The sequence below is a fragment of the Enterococcus sp. DIV1316a genome, assembly GCF_050536915.1.
In the GTDB taxonomy this organism is placed as follows: Bacteria; Bacillota; Bacilli; order Lactobacillales; family Enterococcaceae; genus Enterococcus; species Enterococcus faecalis.
Genome location: NZ_CP172913.1, coordinates 2,164,731 through 2,182,628 on the forward strand (window position 1 = coordinate 2,164,731; position 17,898 = coordinate 2,182,628).

Below are 17,898 nucleotides of genomic sequence, written 5' to 3' on the forward strand. Positions count from 1 at the left end.
TCTACCCCTATTTGGCGCTCTTTGTCGCTAAACACAACCAGAATGTATTATGACAAATTCTCAATTATGCCTAGTTTTCTTTTATTTCTTTTAAACTATCCTCTATTTTTTCCAATTGCCCAGCAAAAAATTCTTGTTTGGCTTTTGGTAAAAACAATGTGATAGATAAAAGGATCTGTTCTTTAAAGATTGACCAATCTGCGAATATTTCTTCATTGGTTAAAATCATTTCTATTTTTTCTGCTATTTTTTTCCAGAGGATCATTCGCCAGTTATTTTCACCCACTTCATATTCTTTAAACATGCTTAATACATGAAGAATATGGGGAACATTTTGGCTGACAATCGCCGCAAATAAAAAATCAATAATTACTTGCTCGATAATTTCTAGCGAGCGAATATCAATAATTTCCCGCTCATTGACAGATTGTAGTACACGAAAAAGTAACGAAGTTGGAAACGGCTGCAAGCCAACGTTTTTTTGTAATGCTAAAAATTTCAAATTAAAAATAGTATACACATCGGCATTAATTAATCGTTCCAGAATCTGATTTTCTAATGCAATAATTTCCTCTTTTGTCACAACCGTTTGAGGGTTAAAAAGATATTCCAACGCCAACATCGAATACATTACTTCTTGCTTTCCTAAAGCAAAAGACGATTTCTCATAATACGCCCGATAATCTGCAACGATTCGACTACTTTCTTGAAAATTTTTACTAAAGATTGCTTGATTAAACTGCTCCTTAGCTAAAACTGTTTTGGACATTGGCGTTAATTTTTCTGTCATTTCTATCGGCGAAATAGACAAGATTTCGACAATAATGGCTAAATCCGAAATACGCAATTCACTATTTCCTTGGACAAAGCGTTGATAACTTCGACTAGAAACACCATTTTCATCAAAGACACGCAGAGGAATATTTTTTCCTTTACGAATCCGTTCAATTTCTTCACCTAGCGGCCGATATTCCATATATTCTTTTTGTTTCAAACGAATTACTCCATTTCTCTTTAAATAAGATAGCAACTAAGTTGAACGGCTATTCTCCAATGCTTAAAATTGTGCGAATATCTTCTTCCGTCATTTTCGCTAATTGCTCTTCATTTCCTTGAATCACTTTTTGGAACAGCTCGCGTTTCTCTTGCTGTAAGGAATTCATTTTTTCTTCAACCGTTCCTTCTGCAATCATCCGCCACACTTCAACAACCTTTTTTTGTCCCATGCGGTGTGCCCGACCAGCCGCTTGTTCTTCGACTGCGGGATTCCACCATAAATCGTATAAAATAACTGTATCTGCACCAGTTAAATTTAGTCCGGTTCCCCCTGCTTTCAATGAAATTAAGAAGACATCTTTTTCTCCTTCATTGAAGGCATTCGCCATCGTTAACCGATCTTGAGGCTTCGTACTTCCTCGTAAATAAAACGTCTCTAAGCCTAATTCATTCAATTCTTTTTCTAAGATAGAAAGCATGCTTGTGAACTGAGAAAATAATAGGACACGACGATTGTTTTCTTTGGCAGCCACTAAAAAGTCTTTGACTTGTTCCACTTTGCCAGAACCTCCCGTGTAATCCTCAATAAACAAACGCGGATCGCAACAGATTTGTCGTAAACGGGTCAAGCCTGCTAAAATACTCATGCGATTTTTCTTGAAGGTCGCCTGATCCATTTGACTAACATCTGCTTGCATTTGTTTTAGATAGGCCAAATAAACCGTTTTTTGTTCTTCTGTTAAGACACTGTACATATTATTTTCAATTTTTTCTGGTAAGTCTGCGAGCACCGTTTTCTTGTCTCGTCGTAAAATGAATGGTTGAATCATTTTTGCAATTTCTTCCGGCTTAATTTCTCGAAAGGCTTTTTTGCCTGGGAACAATCCCGGTAAGATCATTTGAAAAATTGACCACAGTTCATCTAAATTATTTTCAATTGGTGTGCCACTTAATGCAAAACGTTGTGGTACTTTTAAACTTTTTAAGGCTTGCGCTGTTTTAGTCCCACTATTTTTAACCATTTGGGCCTCATCTAGAATCAAATAGCCGACACGCATTTCCTGATAAAGCTGAACATCTTGTCGCATACTTGCATAAGATGTAATCAGAATATCTTCGGTGCTATTTTGTAAAAGCGCTGCTCGTTCTTGGCGATTGCCAGAAACCACTTGAACATTTAAGGTTGGCGCAAAACGTTTGACTTCGGCTAACCAGTTATAGGTTAAACTTGCAGGAGCGACAATCAAAGCTGTCCCTTTCAAGCGCTCTTCTTCTTTTTCCGAAAGTAAATAGGTAATGGTTTGCAGTGTCTTCCCTAAACCCATTTCATCAGCTAAAATACCGCCAAATTGATAATGGCTAAGCATTTTCAGCCATTTATAACCTGTTTCTTGGTAATGGCGTAACGTTGCTTGTAAGGATTTGGGGACTTGCGCTTCAAAGTTTTCTGGATGCGTTAAATCCGTGACCATTTTTTTAAAGGAATCTGAAAAATGTGCTCGCTCGTTGTCTTCTAATAAACTTTCGATCATGAGGCCTTGATTTTTGGGCACATGAATGACATTGTCTTCTTGATGCATATTTTTTCGTAGCTTCGTTAAAATTGCACTTGTATGGAAAAATTCCTCTGAGTCAAAAGCAAGAATTTCACCACTTTTTAACGTATAAAAAGCATCATTACGTAGCAGACTAGTCAATACTGCATCGATTTCGGTTTCATCAATGCCAGTGACATCAAACCGAATATCTAACCAAGAATCCCCTTCCGCAACTTCAATCGTTGGTTGATGGTGCTGGGCATCTAAATACAATTCCCGTAATTTCCGTCCCATCCGAACTTCTCCTAATTGACGGAAAGCTGGAACTTCGGCTTTAAAGAAATAATACAAGGACTCTCCAGCAGGTAAGACTTTTTCAAAGCCTGTGGTTGTTTGCTGATAGGCAAACTGTTGAAATTGTTGCTTAATTGCTGTTTCTTTTGCTTTATCTCGAACGATTTCTTGATTGACTTCAGGTAATTGAGCATATTTCGGGTTTGTCGAGAAAATGACTTCTCCATAGTGATAGTCAATCCGAGCGTTAATCCGACCTTTAATTTTCTTAAAAATAAAGACTGCTTTTAAAGGATGATGGACGACTAATTCTTCAACTGATTCTTCAACAGACACTCGACCAATTTTTTCCAATAATGGTAACACTTCACTAAATAAATCAGAAACTGTTTCTTTTTCATAAATAATTGACGGCTCTTCCAAGCGTTTCATTAATTGAAGTAACGTGGTGTAGATGGCTTCCTGCTCTTCTGTTAGTAAATAAACCGTTTGATCCGCAATCGCCCAGTGATAGTGGGCTAGAAACGTTGTAATAGGATTCTGAATAGTTAATTTGAAGCTTTGTTCCTCGGTTTTTTGCACTGTAAACGTAAGTGGCAAACTGGTTTCTTTGAACGTTAGATAGCGATACTTATGAGTTTGATTGGTCAATATAAACTGACCCGTTCGATTCATTTTTTCAACTAACGATTGACTGCGATCAATTGGTAATAATAGATAACGTTTGTCGATTTTCCCTTTAACTTGAATACCGTTTGCACCTAATAATTGGCTGGTATGATAAATTGCCGCAAGTTCTGTTAAAATTTCTTGAATCTCCATTGAAAAAGAATCATGTAGCAAAGTAAATTGGTGTTGTTTATTCACCATAAAGGTCATTTCTTTTTCATATGCTTGTAAAAAATCACCAATATTTTTCACAATATATGTTTTAGGTTTGGTGCCTTCCAAACCAATTTTTAAAGAAAGACCAATCGTTGATAATTCTGGATAGTAATTATTCGTTTCGATCACATCTAAATGAAATTCTAAACGTAAAGGCTGCAAGGGAACTTCGGCAGAAGCTTTGCTTAATTTGGCAAAGCCTTTGGTAAACATTTCAGCTGTTGATCGATTTGTTTTCTCAAAACTGACTGTTTGATTCGCTTGAATAATTCTTGACACGCCTCGTTGTTTCAGTGCCAGTTCAACTGCCACTGTATGCTTGCAATAGCCATGTTCCATCCAATATTGACATTCACAAACATCTTGTTCTTTGGCGGTACCATCCAATTCAACAAGATAAAGTTCTTCCCCTAAAACCTCAGACAACCAGATCCTTTTTTCTGGATTTTGAACGATAGATAAGACCCGGCCTTCTTGCATATATTCGCGTCCTTGTTCAACGATTCGCTCTGGAATACTCCATTTCATCGACTCACCTCCTCTTCTACTAAGCTAGCTGATAGTGAACGGTACTTTGACCATTCCCATTGCTTTTTATTTGTAATTGTTGTGGAATTCGTGCTTTTAATTCGCCAATATGACTAATAATCCCAATCATGCGGCCTTCATTTTCAATCGTTTCTAACGCCTCCATTGCCATTTCCAATGCTTCTTCATCTAAGGAACCAAAACCTTCATCAATAAACAACGCATCAATTAAGACTCCGCCTGCTTGTTCTTGAATCACTTCTGCTAAAGAAAGTGCCAAAGCTAACGCTGCTATAAAACTTTCCCCGCCTGATAACGTGTGAGCACTGCGCACCGTCCCCGAATTGTCATCATAAATATTGATTTCTAGCCCCGTTTGATTCCGATAACTGCCTGCTTCGTGATTCAATTCAAATTGATAACGACTATTGGTCAGGCGGTCTAAACGCTGATTAGCGACTGTCAGCACTCTTTCTAAATACGTTTGTAACATATACCGTTCAAAACTAATTTTTTTAGGATTATTGCCATTCACCGTATCTGCCAACTGCTGTAGTGCAGCAACTTCCTCAAACTTGTCTTCAATTGTTGTTCTTTGCGCATTAATTTCTTGAACCAACTGTTGGTTATTTTGCATTTTTTCATGCAGTTGATAGTATTTTTTTTCTTGTTCTTCAATTTGTTGTGTTATTTGTTCAATTTCTGTGATGATTAAAGATAATTCTGGGAACGTATCACTAGATAATTTTTTCTCAATTTCAGCGAGTTGGATAGTCAGTTGGGTTTGCTCTTGTTCAAATAAAGCAATTTGTTCTTGCTGACTTTCTAGTGTCGGTACCTCTTTCAACCACTCCGTCAATTGGTCCTCTGTCACTCCTTGTTCCGTTAAAACTGCGTTTAACTGACTCTCAAGTTGTGCGACTGTTTGTTGAAGTGTTTGTTGTTCTTTCTCCAAATGAGTCAACGTACTTTCAAGGATCATTTCTTCTTTCTTCAAGGTTTCTCCTTGTGTCGTCACGTTTTCTTTTTGACGTTCAAATGCAGAGAGTTCTTCTTGAAGCAAAGCTTGTTGTTTGGTCATTTCTTCGTATGTGACGGTTGCATCCAATAATTGGCTAGCAATCATTTGCTGCTGGATAGTGATTCTTTCCAGACTTTGTTGCATTGTTTCTACTTGTTGTCGGAGCACTTCAAAGCGTTGAGAATTTTCAGCTACTTGTTCTTCTAGTTCCGCCAGACGGTCCTTTTCGACTGAAATTTCCGTTAGTTTTTGTGCTATTTGTTGTTTTTCTTTAGCTAATTGCGACTCAACTTCCGCAATTTCTGCAGGTGTTACTTGTGAAAAAGTTAGTCCTGTTAACGGCAACTGCAAGTCAGCAAACTGCGCTGCTAATTGTTCTTGTTCCTCAGTATACGCAGCTTCCTGTTCTTGTAATTGGCTTTCTTTCTGTTGCTTTTCCGCCCCTAATGCAGAGAGCGTTTCAGTAAATCGTTGAACCGTTTTTTCAACTTCCGTTAATTCCCGTTCCGCTTGATCAATCTCTTCTAAGGAAACTTCTTGATGAGTTTGTTGTTTTGGATGTTCTAAAGAGCCACAAACTGGGCAAGGTTCCCCCTCTTCAAGTAACAAGCTTAATCGTTGGATTTGTAAAGAGGCCCATTGACTTTTCTTTGTCTGAAACTTCGCTTCTTCGACGCTTTTTTGTTGCTGTTCAACAGCAAACCGTTGTGTCAACTCGTGCAATTCCCCTTGGTTTTGACTAATTTTTTGCCAAGCTTTTTGATTTTTTTGCCAACGTTCTACAAAATTTTGCCAATGATCTGCTACACTAGAACATTCAAAATTTGCTTTTTCAAGTGTTCCTTCTTGTTCAATAAATTGTTTGGCTGTCGCCACTTTATCCGCCAATGTTGTTTTTTCCTGTTGGCAAGATTCATACTCTTTTTGAATGGCTTGATAATTGGCTTGTTCTGCTATTTTTCGTTGAGCTAACTGTTCATATTCTTGGTATTGTGGTAATTGACGTTGAATCGTTTGAAGACGTTCTTGTTTTTCAGCAATCAATGGTTGTTGTTCTTCCAACTCACTCATGATTGCTTGCCAATCTGTCAATGCTTGTTGCGTTTCCATAAGAGCTTGTTGTTTGGACTTTGTTTCTTGCTCTTTTTGTTGTTTTTCGCTTCGTTTTTCAAAGACTTTTTCAGCTAAAGATTGCTGTTTTTGGCTCCATTTTAATTGCTGAATCTGTTCCTTTAACCGCTCAATGACGGTTTCCTGTTCAGCTTGTTTTGCTTTCTTTTCCAGTAATTCTTCTTTTTGCTGTTGCAAGTTTTGTCGTTCTTCAATAGCATAACGAACTTGCTCTTTTGCTTGTTTGGCTTGTTTTAAGGTTGCAATTTGTTCTCTTTCAACTAATAGTTGTTGCTGAGCCTCTTGTTGTTGGCTTTCTAATAATTGAAGTTTTTCAAAAAGTGTCATTGTCGGTTCAGGTTCTTCTGACCAATGCAACTGTTCTGTTTTCAGTTCAATTTTTTGCTGGGTTTCTTGAATCTCTTGATTGGCAATTTTTAAGCGTTCTTTTAAATTTTCGCTGAACAACTGATACAATTCTGTTCCGAATAAATTACGCAAAACCTTTTCTTTTTCATCACTTTTAGCAATTAAAAAAGTCCGAAACTCTCCTTGTGGTAACAATACAATTTGAGCAAATTGATTGGCATTCAAATGCAATAATTCTTGAATGAGTTCGTCCACTTCGCGTCTTTTAGAATAGGCTCGTAGTTCTTTCCCTTGAGCATCTTTGACAATTAAAGAAATTTTGGCACTTTGTTTACGGACTCCTGTGCCACGTTTTTTAAAAAGTTCTTGTTCGGGAAGGCGGTTCAGTTCATAGAGATACTCGTTATGTTTAAAAAGCAAAGTAACTTCAGTGGCTTCTGAGGGGTCAGCAAATGTGGAACGCATTTCTTTGCCTAAACGTAATTTCCCAGAACTTTCACCAAACAAAGCATAGCTCATTCCATCAAAAATCGTTGTTTTCCCAGACCCTGTTTTTCCACTAATTAGAAAAAGTGAAGAATCTTCAAACTTCGTAAAATCAATGGTTTCATTAATATACGGTCCGAAGTTTTTCAATGTTAAAGATAATGGTTTCATCCTGTTACTTCCCTCTTTCTAATTGATTAAGTGTACTCAGTTCTTCTTGGACCCATTGTGCTTGTTGTTCTGTCAAGGCCTCTCCTGTCACATCGTTAAAAAAGTCATGCAGATGTTCTTCTGGTGAACGTTGTTCTATTTGTACCACTTTTTTCTGATTTCCGTTGCTTGTTTCTCGACCATTCAAACGTTCCAGCCCAATAATTTTGGGATAAATTTTTCGCAATTGATTCATCATGTTGGGAATGATCGCTCGGTCAGTTAATTGGACATGTAAATAATTTTCCCGATTCACTTCTTGATAAAAAGCGGGATCCGTTAACTGCTGAAACGAGCCCGTCAATTGTTGAATGTCTCGCAATGGTTTCAAAGCACGGAATTGAAAATGAACTTCAGCTTCTGTTTCAACAAGCCAAACACCCTTTTCTTGTGTCATTTCTGATAAAGAAAATTTTACAGGCGAGCCACTGTATCGAGCATTAGGTGCCTGCAACGCATTTTTTCCATGTAAGTGGCCCAACGCGACGTAATCAAAAGGCTCTAACAAAGCCGTCGGAACAACATCCAAACCACCCACTGTTAATTTTGTTTCAGAATCAGTTTTTTCACTGCCAGCGACAAAAAAATGACTAACTAACACCTGTTTTTTATTGGAGAGAAAAGATTCTTGCATTTTCGCGACAACTTTTTCCATCGCCGCCTGAATCGTTCGAATCGTTTCATCTTCAAAATATAAGCGAGCCGCAATCGGTTCAAAATAAGGCAACAAATAAAATTGGGTATTGTCGATTTCAATTGGTTGAAAGGCTTGTTCTAAACGCGTATTCAAATGAAATTGCGTTTGGTTAAACCAAGGGCCTCCTGTTTCTAAACGAGTGCTGCTATCATGGTTTCCCGAAATAGCTAACACGGGGAAATGCTCTTTGAGATTCATTTGAATCATCATTTCATTAAAAATCTCGACTGCTTCAACCGCTGGAACAGAGCGATCATACAAATCTCCAGCGATCACAACAGCATCCACTTGCTCTTCTTTCGCAATTGCTAAGATTTGTTTAAAGGCTTCCCTTTGTTCTGCCAATAAATCAAAACCATGTAATTTTTTGCCAATATGCCAATCTGCTGTATGTAAAAATTTCATTTTTTCACCGCCTAAAAAAGTCCTTCTTATTATTATAACAAATTTCTGGTATTTTTTAAGAAAATCGGACAGAAGAATTAGATTTTTAACAAACTTTTTTCTTAACACAAGAAAAAAGACAGGGAGCATCATCTTTTGATGAGACTACCTGCCAGTAACATTCCTATTTTGTAGCGGTTTGTTTTATTCTTTTTCTGTTGATTCATATTTAAAAGTTGGATCAATTTCTTTATCTAACTGATCAAATGCTTCTTGCATCCGACGTTCCACTTCAGCTAAACCGTCTTTATCCATTTTTTTAATATCGCTAATATCGATTGGCTCCCCAAAACGAACCGTTACTTTTTTCCGTTTAAACAACTCTTTTAAAGTTAACGGACCTTGATAAACAGATGGCACGATAGGTACTCGCCCCATTTTAGCAATCAAGGCTACCCCACCTTTTAATTCTGAGGAATGACGCGTGCCACTGGGGAACATAATCAAACTCAAATCAGAATTTTTTAAAATTTTGACAGGTGTTTTAATCGCGCTGGGACCGGGCTTCTCACGATCCACCGGAAACGCATTCGCATGTTTTAAAATGAAACGTAAAACAGGATTTTTAAACAACTCTTTTTTTGCCATAAAGCTAAACTTCTTAGGACTGCCAGCAACAGCTAAATACAGCGGTTCCCACCATGTTCGATGCGGCGCAACTAAGACATAGTTTTGGTCTTTTGGTAATTTTTCTTTATTTTCATAATGTGCATTTCCATTAATCACAAATAAAATGACGCGAACCACGCCACGCATAAATGTAAAAAACATAATTTTCTTCCTTTCTTCTCTCCGCTTTCTAGTATGCCGAAAGCTCTACCTTTTGACAAGCTTTTTTTACTTCTATCAATCAGAGAAATAACATGTCCCTATTAATCTAGGGAACAGATTTTGTCATACGGGTTTAAAAGTAGTATAATACATGAACAATCAGATGAAAAGTTGGAGGTTCTTAATCTATGTTATTATCCGGCGAACGGATTGATCAATTATATGCGGATGATATTCAAATTATTCAAAGCAAAGAAGTCTTTTCTTTTTCCATTGATGCAGTCTTATTGGCTAATTTTCCGCAACTACCAAAAAAAGGCAAGATTGTCGATTTGTGTGCTGGCAATGGCGCGGTCGGCCTCTTCGTTAGTCGGAAAACAGCTGCAAAGATCGACCAAATCGAATTACAACCTCGTTTGGCAGATATGGGTCAACGAAGTATTCTATTAAATAAATTGGAAAAACAAGTAACGATGTATGAACGTGATTTAAAACAAGCGACAGAGGTCATCAAAAAAGATTCTGTTGATTTAGTACTATGTAATCCCCCATACTTTAAAGAACGACCAACTAGCCAAAAAAATCCAAACCCGCATTTAGCGATTGCCCGTCATGAAATTCACACGTCTCTTCAAGAAGTGGTCACTGTGTCGGCGGATTTATTAAAAACAAATGGTCGCCTCGCAATGGTTCATCGTCCTGATCGTTTCCTGGATATTTTACATGCCATGGAAAACGCCAATATTGCGCCGAAAAAAGCTCGGTTTGTTTATCCGAAGCCAGGCAAAGAAGCCAATGTTTTACTAATTGAAGGCATTAAGCAAGGCAAAAAAGACGGTTTTCGTGTGTTACCACCTCTTTTTACATACAATGAGAAGAACGAATACGAAGCAGAAATGAAGGCTATGCTGTATGGAGAATAAGAAATCCCATTATTTTTATGTTTTACTTTGCCAAGATGGTTCCTTTTACGGTGGCTATACAACTGAGCCAGAACGTCGATTAACCGAACATAATAGCGGAACTGGTGCAAAATATACACGGTTAGCCAAACGACGGCCAGTCAAAATGATTCATACAGAGAAATTTGAAACACGTAGCGCAGCCACTAAAGCCGAAGCCGCCTTTAAAAAATTAACGCGCAAACAAAAAGAGCAGTATTTAAAAACCTTTCATTAAATGACAACAAGCAAAAAGAAACAGCCATCATTTCATTGATGAAATGATGGCTGTTTCTTTCTCTTTTTAAACTAAGTTCTCGACAAAATGAATAACCATTTCGGCTGATTTTTTCCCAGCTTCATCGATGAATTCGTCAAAGCTTTGAGTTGCTTCGCCATCTGCTGTATCACTCATTGCCCGTACAACTAAGAATGGAATATTGAACTGTGAAGCCGCTTGGCCAATTGCTGCGCCTTCCATTTCGCAAGCTAAGGCTTCAGGAAACTCTTTCTTAATTTTGGCGATTTTCTCAGCGCTATCCACAAAAGTATCTCCAGTAACAATCAATCCTTTACGAATAGCTAAACCAGTTTTTTCAGCAGCTTTCGCAATTTCCATCCGCAAGTATTCACTTGTTTCAAAATACAAAGGTACACCACCAGGCAATTGTCCATAGGCATAACCAAAACCAGTGACATCAACATCAAAGTAAGCTAATTTGTCTGCAATGACTAAATCGCCGACTTTTAGTCCTTCACCGATACCACCAGCAGAACCGGTATTAATCACCATATTTACGCCATATTGATGAATCAATAAAGTCGTGGTCACAGCTGAGGCCACTTTACCAATTCCTGAACGAACCACAATCACCTCATGTCTTCCTAACGAACCAGAAACAAATAAAGCGCCTGCTCGTTCCCATGACATCGTGTCTGTCAATTTTTCTTTTAGAATTTTGACCTCTTGATCCATTGCTCCAATAATTCCAATTTTCATAGTGATTCCTCTTTTCTATAAATTCAAAACGATATATGCCACAACGGCTAATAAAATCGCTACAATAATAATTGCCTTGTTTAACCAAGTACTCCGTTCTCGACGCTTCGAGTATTCTCCTACTCGTGACTTGTTGATCGGTTTTTGTTTTTTCTTTTCTTTACGATAAAACGTCGAAATTTCTTTTTCTTTTCGCTTATACGCTTTTTCCGCCAGCTTCTGCTCTTCTTGCTGACGACGTTCCGCTTCTTTTTCTTCTGCTTCTCTGCGTTTGCGAAGCTCTGTCCGAGTGACTAACGGACCTTTGCTCATTGCGTGTCCTCCTTAAACTGTCTCTGCAGTAAATACAATTCCCAGTATTGTATAGCAAAAAGTGTTTTGGCATCACAAATCGTGCCTTTTGCCACCTCTGCTTTGGCTTCAGCTATTGTTAGCTCGTAAAGTTCCAAGATTTCATCTTCATCTTGAGGACGCGGATTTTCGACTTTCTGCAAATCCGTTGCCAAATAGAGAGCCAATTTTTCATTAGCAAATCCTGGTGACAGATACATTGAATTTATGTAGGTAAGCTGACCTGCACGATACCCAGTTTCTTCTTCCAATTCCCGCATAGCCGTCGTTTCCAGTTGATTTTCTTCTCCAGGATCAATTTTTCCCGCTGGAATTTCTAAAATCACTTGTTCCAAGGGTTTTCTAAATTGTTTAACTAAGACTATTTTTCCTTCTGCGGTTAACGGAATCATAGCTACTGCGCCTGAATGAAAAACCAATTCGCGTTTAGCTGTGCCGCCTGTCGGTAAAGCCACGTCATCCAAAAAAACATCAATAATCTTTCCTTTAAAAATTTCTCGACGTTGAAGTGTTTTTTCTTCGAAGTCCTCATAATTTAACATATCTTTCACCAACCTTTCTTGTTTATCATACCCTAAAATGATAAAAATCGCACCCCTTCTTCTCTAGTTAAACCCTTTTCAAAGAAAAAAATTTATTGCTTTAGAAAAAAATTACATTTTCGAAAAAAAATAGACATAAAAAATTCACAACTTCCTTGTATTATTTAAGCATACCAACAAACAACCCTAACAAAACACTTTTTCATTTTTAACTCCTTTCCCGTCCTACCCCCAATTAGGACGGGTCTTTTTTTGCGTTTTATACTTTTTTTCTTAGGATTTCACTAAATCATAAAATACATCTTCCGCTGTATGTCTTTTCTCTCACAGAGTATGCTAAAATAACTATTGTAACGAGAGCTGACTCTTTCGAGGATTAGATAGATAGGAGGAACTATATAAATGAACAAATTAAATACAAAATTACTGATTGGCTATATTCTTTTAGGAGCCTTAATCATTGCTGTCGCTAGAGAATATGGCTTCTTCGCTTTTGTGATTCTGGTAGGCTTTTTAGTATTCGTTCTCTATCGAAAAAAGAAAAATGCCGCCGACAAGAGCGATCAAATGCCTTACTTAACGAAAGATAAAGAAGCCCATTATCGTGAGTTGGGGTTATCTCCACAAGAAATTGATTTTTTCAGAAGTACAATGAGCACAGCCAAAAAACAAATCATACAATTACAAGAAAACATGAATCGTTCAACTAAATTACGGGCGATTGACTTACGTAATGATACAACGAAGGTTTCTAAAGCTCTGTTTAAAGAGTTAGTGAAAGAACCTAAAAAGTTACACTTAGCCAATCACTTTCTCTACACACATTTACCAAATATCGTTGACTTAACAAGTAAACATTTAGAAATCGAACAACATGAAGTAAAAAACAAACAAACGTATGAAAAATTAGAAGAAAGCGCACAAATCATTGACCAATTGTCAAAATTAGTTAAAAATGATTATGAGGAAATCGTTTCCGATGACTTAGACGATTTAGATGTCGAAATGTCGATCGCTAAAAGCAGCTTGTCGCAAAAAGCTGCAACTGAGGAATCACCTCAAGTAAACGAAGACCAGCAATAATCATTAGGGAGGAAAAAAAATGACTGAGCAACAACCCAAAGAAACAACATCTGTAACCAATACATTGGACGATTTATTAAGTAATCCATTTTCATCAATGGATGAACTAACACCAACGCAACAAAATGAACTATCTGAGTTAAAAGAACAGCAAGCAGCTCCTCGTTTAATTGATAAATTACCACAAGAACGTCAAGCCCAAGCAAAAGAGTTAGCTTCAAAAATTGACGTTCAAGATTCACAAGCAGTAATTACCTATGGTTCAAATGCCCAAATCAAACTTGGCGAATTTTCGCAAGCGATGTTAAACCACGTTCAAGCACAAGACATTGGTCCTGTTGGTGATTCACTGACCGATCTAATGTTTCGTTTAAATGAAGCCAATCCCAATGAATTACGTGCTGGCGAAGGCAACTTTATTCAAAAAATGTTAGGTAAAGTCAAACAATCCGTTTACGAAATTACCGCCAAATATCAAAAAATTGGTGCGCAAATTGACAAAATTGCTGTCAAATTAACCCATGAAAAAGATGGTCTTTTAAAAGATAATGCCATGTTAGATCAATTGTATCAAAAAAATAAAGATTATTTTGATGCCTTAAACATCTATATTGCCGCTGGGGAATTAAAAGCAGAAGAACTACGGACGCAAATTATTCCTGAAGCCATGAAAAAAGCGGAAGAATCTGGGGATCAAATGGATGTCCAAATTGTTAATGATTATAACCAATTCCTAGACCGTTTAGAAAAAAGAACCCATGATTTACGCTTGGCTCGTCAAATTACGATTCAACAAGCCCCACAAATTCGTTTAATCCAAAATACTAACCAAGCTTTGGCTGAGAAAATTCAATCATCGGTGAATACAGCGATTCCGTTATGGAAAAACCAAGTAGTCATCGCCTTGACCTTACTCCGTCAAAAAGATGCTGTGACTGCTCAACGTCAAGTCTCTGAAACCACCAATGACTTACTGAAGAAAAATTCAGAAATGCTAAAAATTTCTGCAATTGAAACAGCAAAAGAAAACGAACGTGGCCTAGTCGATATTGAAACATTACAAAAAACACAAAATGATTTAATTGAAACTATCCAAGAAACATTACGTATTCAACAAGAAGGAAAAGAAAAACGCCAAGCTGCCGAAATCGAACTTGGCCATATGGAAGAAGATTTGAAAAATAAATTATTAGAATTAACACAATAAACAACGTTTAGAACAAACTTCTTATAGTACAAGCCTGGGACAAAAATCAAAAGTGATTTTTGTCCCAGGCTTGCTTTTCTTTTTACGCTTGAATATTGTATTTCAGCCACTTAATGATACAATAAAAGAAAACCATGTTTCTTTTTGAAAGGAGGAGCAATTGTGCCACAATTTGCTTCTAAAGCCGAAGAAAAAAATTATTATGAACGCCAAGCTAGCTTAGCAGAGTTTTTAACTTGGTATCATCAACAAGAATTACCTGAATATGAAAAACCCTCTTTAACCGTTGATATGGTTCTTCTTTGTTACAACAAGGAAGCCGATCAATTGAAAGTCTTACTGATTCAACGTAAAGGTCACCCCTTTAGAAACTCATGGGCGCTTCCTGGCGGTTTTGTTAATCGTAACGAATCTACTGAAGATAGTGTTTTAAGAGAAACAAAAGAGGAAACTGGTGTGGTGATTTCTCAAGAAAATATTGAACAATTACACAGCTTTAGTCGCCCAGATCGTGATCCTCGTGGCTGGGTCGTGACAGTCAGCTATTTAGCTTTTATTGGTGAAGAACCTTTAATTGCTGGCGACGATGCCAAAGAAGTCCACTGGTTCAATCTTGAACGGCATGGTCAACATATCACGTTATCTCATGAAGATGTGGAAATTACTTTAGACTTGAAAACAGCGGCCTCTCTTGGTAAAGATACATTAGCCTTCGACCATAGTGAAATTATAATTAAGGCGTTTAATCGTGTTGTTGATAAAATGGAACATGAACCGCAAGTGCTTCAAGTCTTAGGAAAAGATTTCACCATTACGGAAGCCCGTAAAGTTTTTGCGAAGTTCCTCGGCGTTGATTATCGTAGCATTGACCATTCAAATTTTAAAAAAGCCATGACACAATATTTTGAAGAGTTAGGTGAACGTCCCGTTGGCATTGGCCGCCCTTCAAAAATTTACCAATTGAAAACAACAACAGGTTTCTAAGAGGAGGGAATATTTTTTGACTGTTTACTTAAGAAAAGCAGAACCTTCTGATTTGCCTGACATCCTTGCTATCATTGAAGATGGACGCCGAACCTTACAAAAAAGTGGCATTCCCCAATGGCAAAACGGTGATGGCCCGAATCAAGAAATTTTAGCAAAAGATATCGACCAGCAAACTTGCTATATTTTAATGGTTGAGGATACCTTGGCAGGCGTTGGTGTTTTATGTTCGGAGATTGATCCTGCTTATGAAGCGATTTTTAATGGTTCTTGGCAACCTCATTCTCAAACTACGTATACAGCAATTCATCGTGTTGCTTTAAAAAGTTCCTTTCAAGGTCAAGGACTGGCTTTGGTGCTTTTGCGCTCACTGGTTACAGCCGCTCGTTTGCAAGGTGCTACTGATATTCGAATCGATACACATCCACAAAATCTCGCTATGCAGCACCTGATTAAAAAAGCTGGCTTTGTTTATCAAGGTGACGTGATTTTAGATGTTAACGATGGCGAACGTTATGCTTATCAGATGATATTGAAATAAAAAAGTTAGGGATAACTGCCAGATTGACAGCTATCCCTAACTTTTTACATCTTATGAACACTATGAGCGCTTTGAATGCCCTCACAGGCTTCTTTACAAGCTTGATTAATTAATAAATAAGAGGATTCTTTTTGGCGGATTCCTAATTGATATTTCAATTCATCTGTCACTTGGCAAGATTCACTTAATGCCTCTAACCAGAAAAATACTCCTTCTTTATACGTATCTAATCCTTCTAGCAAGATTTTCGTTGCTTCTTTATCATAATACGGCTCTAAATTTTTACGAAACATCATTTCTTCTGTAAAAAAACGATTCACATTATTTCGGCAAAACATATAAGTGTCACGGCCTCTCCGATGTGCAGCCTGATTACAACCGTATTCTTGAACTTCTTTAGAGATGGCTTTGAAAATTTCGTTGTATACTTCAATTCTTTGCATAATTGACAAAATGGTATCTGTATAACTAAACATAACTCCTTGCTCCCTTCCCCTTCTAAGTAACAAAAATTTGCTTGTTACTTTCATTATAAAGGGAATGTTGGGTTTATATCAAATGATACGCTGTTTCCTTGCTAAAATCCTTCGTTTTTTCCTTAGAAGAATAATAAGTAAGCGGATTACTTAATCTGTTATGTTCGGATTTTCTACACTTGGAAAATAAATTATTTTATAAAGCCATTTTCCGTTTTAACTGATGGCAACGGGCCGGTCTGTGTATTGCCAGGAACACCAATATACGTATTGCCGTTGATGGAAGTCATTTCGTTTTCCTCAGCTGCTTCATCTTGAACGGTATAATCACTTTGATATAAAAATTCACCGTTCGTATGGAAGACATAGCCGTCTTGATCTCGTTCATCTGGCTTTTCTAAATTTAAAGACACACGTAATTGATGACGGACATTTTCAATACTATCTGGATATAGTTCAACCATACTGCGCCCTTCATTACTAAAAGTGCGCCAGTCAAAAGAAAGCTGTTGTTTATCATAATTGGTCCAAGTCAAACCTTCTTTGACTAAATGAGTCAATTCATTGGAATCCACATCAGTTTGAATGTTTCCATTTAACGAATCAATAATGTCCATTATTTTCATGATTGATTGACCAGATTTCAACTTGTCTTCAACTGCTTGAATAATTTCTTGTTGTCGGAATCCACGCATAATATCGTTATCGCTATGTCTTTCACGGGCATAAGATAAAGCTTTCGTACCATCTAAATGCTGTTTCCCTGCATCAAAATGAATGGATCCTGGCCCGTCTTTGGTGACACCATCAAACGCCTGCTTGACATTGACATCTATGCCGCCAACTGCATCAATTAACTTAATAAAAGATAAAAAGTTAAACACAACGTAATGATTGATTGGAATATTCAATAATTTCTCAACTGTGTTAACAGAAGCTGTTGGTCCATCGTAGGTATAGGCGGCTTCAATTCGCTGCATCCCTTGGTAATTTTTCGCATCAATTTGCACAAAACTATCCCGTGGCAAACTTAAATAGGTTATTTTCTTCGTCTTGTTATTCACGGTAATCACCATCATAGCATCAGTCCTAGTTGTGCCTAATTTCCGTTCAATTGTATTGTCTAGCCCCATAATCAAAAACGATTGACTATCTTTATTTTGCGCTTCATTATAATCATTTTTTATGGGAACATAGCCTTTATCAATTGTTTTCTTTAAATAGCTACCCGCTACAGCAAAGTATGCTGAGCCGACTGTGACAAAAACCAAAATGATGACTAAACTAATTAAGCTGATTTTTCGCTTCCTACTCATTGGCTGTACTTCCTCTCTCTTAAAAAGTCTCCACCATCATTACTACTCCTCTAAGCAGACAAGAGACAAGTCTATCTTACCAGTCCCTTTCAAAACTAAACATAGCAG

General features: G+C 37.4%; 16 protein-coding genes. 6 read left to right on the top strand and 10 right to left on the bottom strand.

The genetic code is table 11. The features are described 5' to 3' along the window. Window positions 1-70: 70 nt before the first annotated feature. The 5 genes from elrR to IGL56_RS10320 all read right to left on the bottom strand — a co-directional run bounded on the left by elrR (window position 71) and on the right by IGL56_RS10320 (window position 9,349). Window positions 71-976: an Rgg family transcriptional regulator ElrR gene (gene elrR / locus IGL56_RS10300; protein WP_065813805.1), complete on the bottom strand. Its 906-nt coding sequence runs from the start codon at window positions 974-976 to the stop codon at window positions 71-73. A gap of 67 nt (window positions 977-1,043) precedes the next feature. Beyond that, complete coding sequence (locus tag IGL56_RS10305; RefSeq protein ID WP_002356465.1) at window positions 1,044-4,241, bottom strand: DEAD/DEAH box helicase; 3,198 nt, start codon at window positions 4,239-4,241, stop codon at window positions 1,044-1,046. 19 nt (window positions 4,242-4,260) lie between these two features. Further along, window positions 4,261-7,398, bottom strand: a complete 3,138-nt coding sequence (locus tag IGL56_RS10310; protein WP_263306685.1) for an SbcC/MukB-like Walker B domain-containing protein — start codon at window positions 7,396-7,398, stop codon at window positions 4,261-4,263. A gap of 4 nt (window positions 7,399-7,402) precedes the next feature. Further along, the gene (locus IGL56_RS10315; RefSeq protein ID WP_430599761.1) at window positions 7,403-8,671 is read right to left on the bottom strand and encodes an exonuclease SbcCD subunit D; all 1,269 of its coding nucleotides are present in this window, start codon (window positions 8,669-8,671) and stop codon (window positions 7,403-7,405) included. Window positions 8,672-8,722: 51 nt separating this feature from the next. Beyond that, entirely contained in the window at window positions 8,723-9,349 is a 627-nt protein-coding gene (locus IGL56_RS10320; RefSeq protein ID WP_002356461.1) for a lysophospholipid acyltransferase family protein, read from the bottom strand. 188 nt (window positions 9,350-9,537) lie between these two features. On the opposite strand from IGL56_RS10320, the gene IGL56_RS10325 reads away from it, so the two are divergent. Together IGL56_RS10325 and IGL56_RS10330 are read left to right on the top strand one after the other, a co-directional pair. Next, entirely contained in the window at window positions 9,538-10,272 is a 735-nt protein-coding gene (locus tag IGL56_RS10325; RefSeq protein ID WP_002356457.1) for a tRNA1(Val) (adenine(37)-N6)-methyltransferase, read from the top strand. Further along, on the top strand, window positions 10,262-10,528 hold the full coding sequence (locus IGL56_RS10330; protein ID WP_002356455.1) for a GIY-YIG nuclease family protein: 267 nt from the start codon (window positions 10,262-10,264) through the stop codon (window positions 10,526-10,528). The genes IGL56_RS10325 and IGL56_RS10330 overlap by 11 nt, the downstream gene beginning before the upstream one ends. A gap of 66 nt (window positions 10,529-10,594) precedes the next feature. Here IGL56_RS10330 and IGL56_RS10335 read toward each other — a convergent pair whose 3' ends face one another. The 3 genes from IGL56_RS10335 to IGL56_RS10345 are packed head-to-tail and all read right to left on the bottom strand — an operon-like array spanning window position 10,595 to window position 12,183. Beyond that, window positions 10,595-11,290, bottom strand: coding sequence for a 5'-methylthioadenosine/adenosylhomocysteine nucleosidase (locus IGL56_RS10335; protein WP_002356454.1), 696 nt, complete (start codon window positions 11,288-11,290; stop codon window positions 10,595-10,597). Window positions 11,291-11,305: 15 nt separating this feature from the next. After that, window positions 11,306-11,602 carry a cell wall synthase accessory phosphoprotein MacP gene (gene macP / locus IGL56_RS10340; RefSeq protein WP_002356451.1) on the bottom strand — a complete coding sequence of 99 codons (297 nt, stop codon included), beginning with the start codon at window positions 11,600-11,602 and terminating at the stop codon, window positions 11,306-11,308. Beyond that, window positions 11,599-12,183, bottom strand: coding sequence for an NUDIX hydrolase (locus IGL56_RS10345; RefSeq protein WP_002356449.1), 585 nt, complete (start codon window positions 12,181-12,183; stop codon window positions 11,599-11,601). The genes macP and IGL56_RS10345 overlap by 4 nt, the downstream gene beginning before the upstream one ends. Window positions 12,184-12,585: 402 nt before the next feature. Between IGL56_RS10345 and IGL56_RS10350 the strand changes: the two genes are divergently transcribed. From IGL56_RS10350 to IGL56_RS10365, 4 genes are all read left to right on the top strand, one after another. Further along, on the top strand, window positions 12,586-13,266 hold the full coding sequence (locus IGL56_RS10350) for a 5-bromo-4-chloroindolyl phosphate hydrolysis family protein (protein ID WP_002356448.1): 681 nt from the start codon (window positions 12,586-12,588) through the stop codon (window positions 13,264-13,266). Window positions 13,267-13,285: 19 nt separating this feature from the next. Then, window positions 13,286-14,473: a toxic anion resistance protein gene (locus IGL56_RS10355; RefSeq protein WP_002356447.1), complete on the top strand. Its 1,188-nt coding sequence runs from the start codon at window positions 13,286-13,288 to the stop codon at window positions 14,471-14,473. Between the two features lie 144 nt (window positions 14,474-14,617). Further along, window positions 14,618-15,457 carry an NUDIX domain-containing protein gene (locus tag IGL56_RS10360; RefSeq protein ID WP_002384084.1) on the top strand — a complete coding sequence of 280 codons (840 nt, stop codon included), beginning with the start codon at window positions 14,618-14,620 and terminating at the stop codon, window positions 15,455-15,457. 16 nt (window positions 15,458-15,473) lie between these two features. Then, window positions 15,474-15,998, top strand: coding sequence for a GNAT family N-acetyltransferase (locus IGL56_RS10365; protein WP_002356445.1), 525 nt, complete (start codon window positions 15,474-15,476; stop codon window positions 15,996-15,998). A gap of 44 nt (window positions 15,999-16,042) precedes the next feature. Here IGL56_RS10365 and IGL56_RS10370 read toward each other — a convergent pair whose 3' ends face one another. Further along, complete coding sequence (locus IGL56_RS10370) at window positions 16,043-16,528, bottom strand: hypothetical protein (protein WP_002356444.1); 486 nt, start codon at window positions 16,526-16,528, stop codon at window positions 16,043-16,045. 137 nt (window positions 16,529-16,665) lie between these two features. Further along, a complete protein-coding gene (locus IGL56_RS10375) occupies window positions 16,666-17,790 on the bottom strand; it encodes an LCP family protein (RefSeq protein WP_002356443.1) in 1,125 nt (374 codons plus the stop codon). Between the last annotated feature and the right edge of the window lie 108 nt (window positions 17,791-17,898).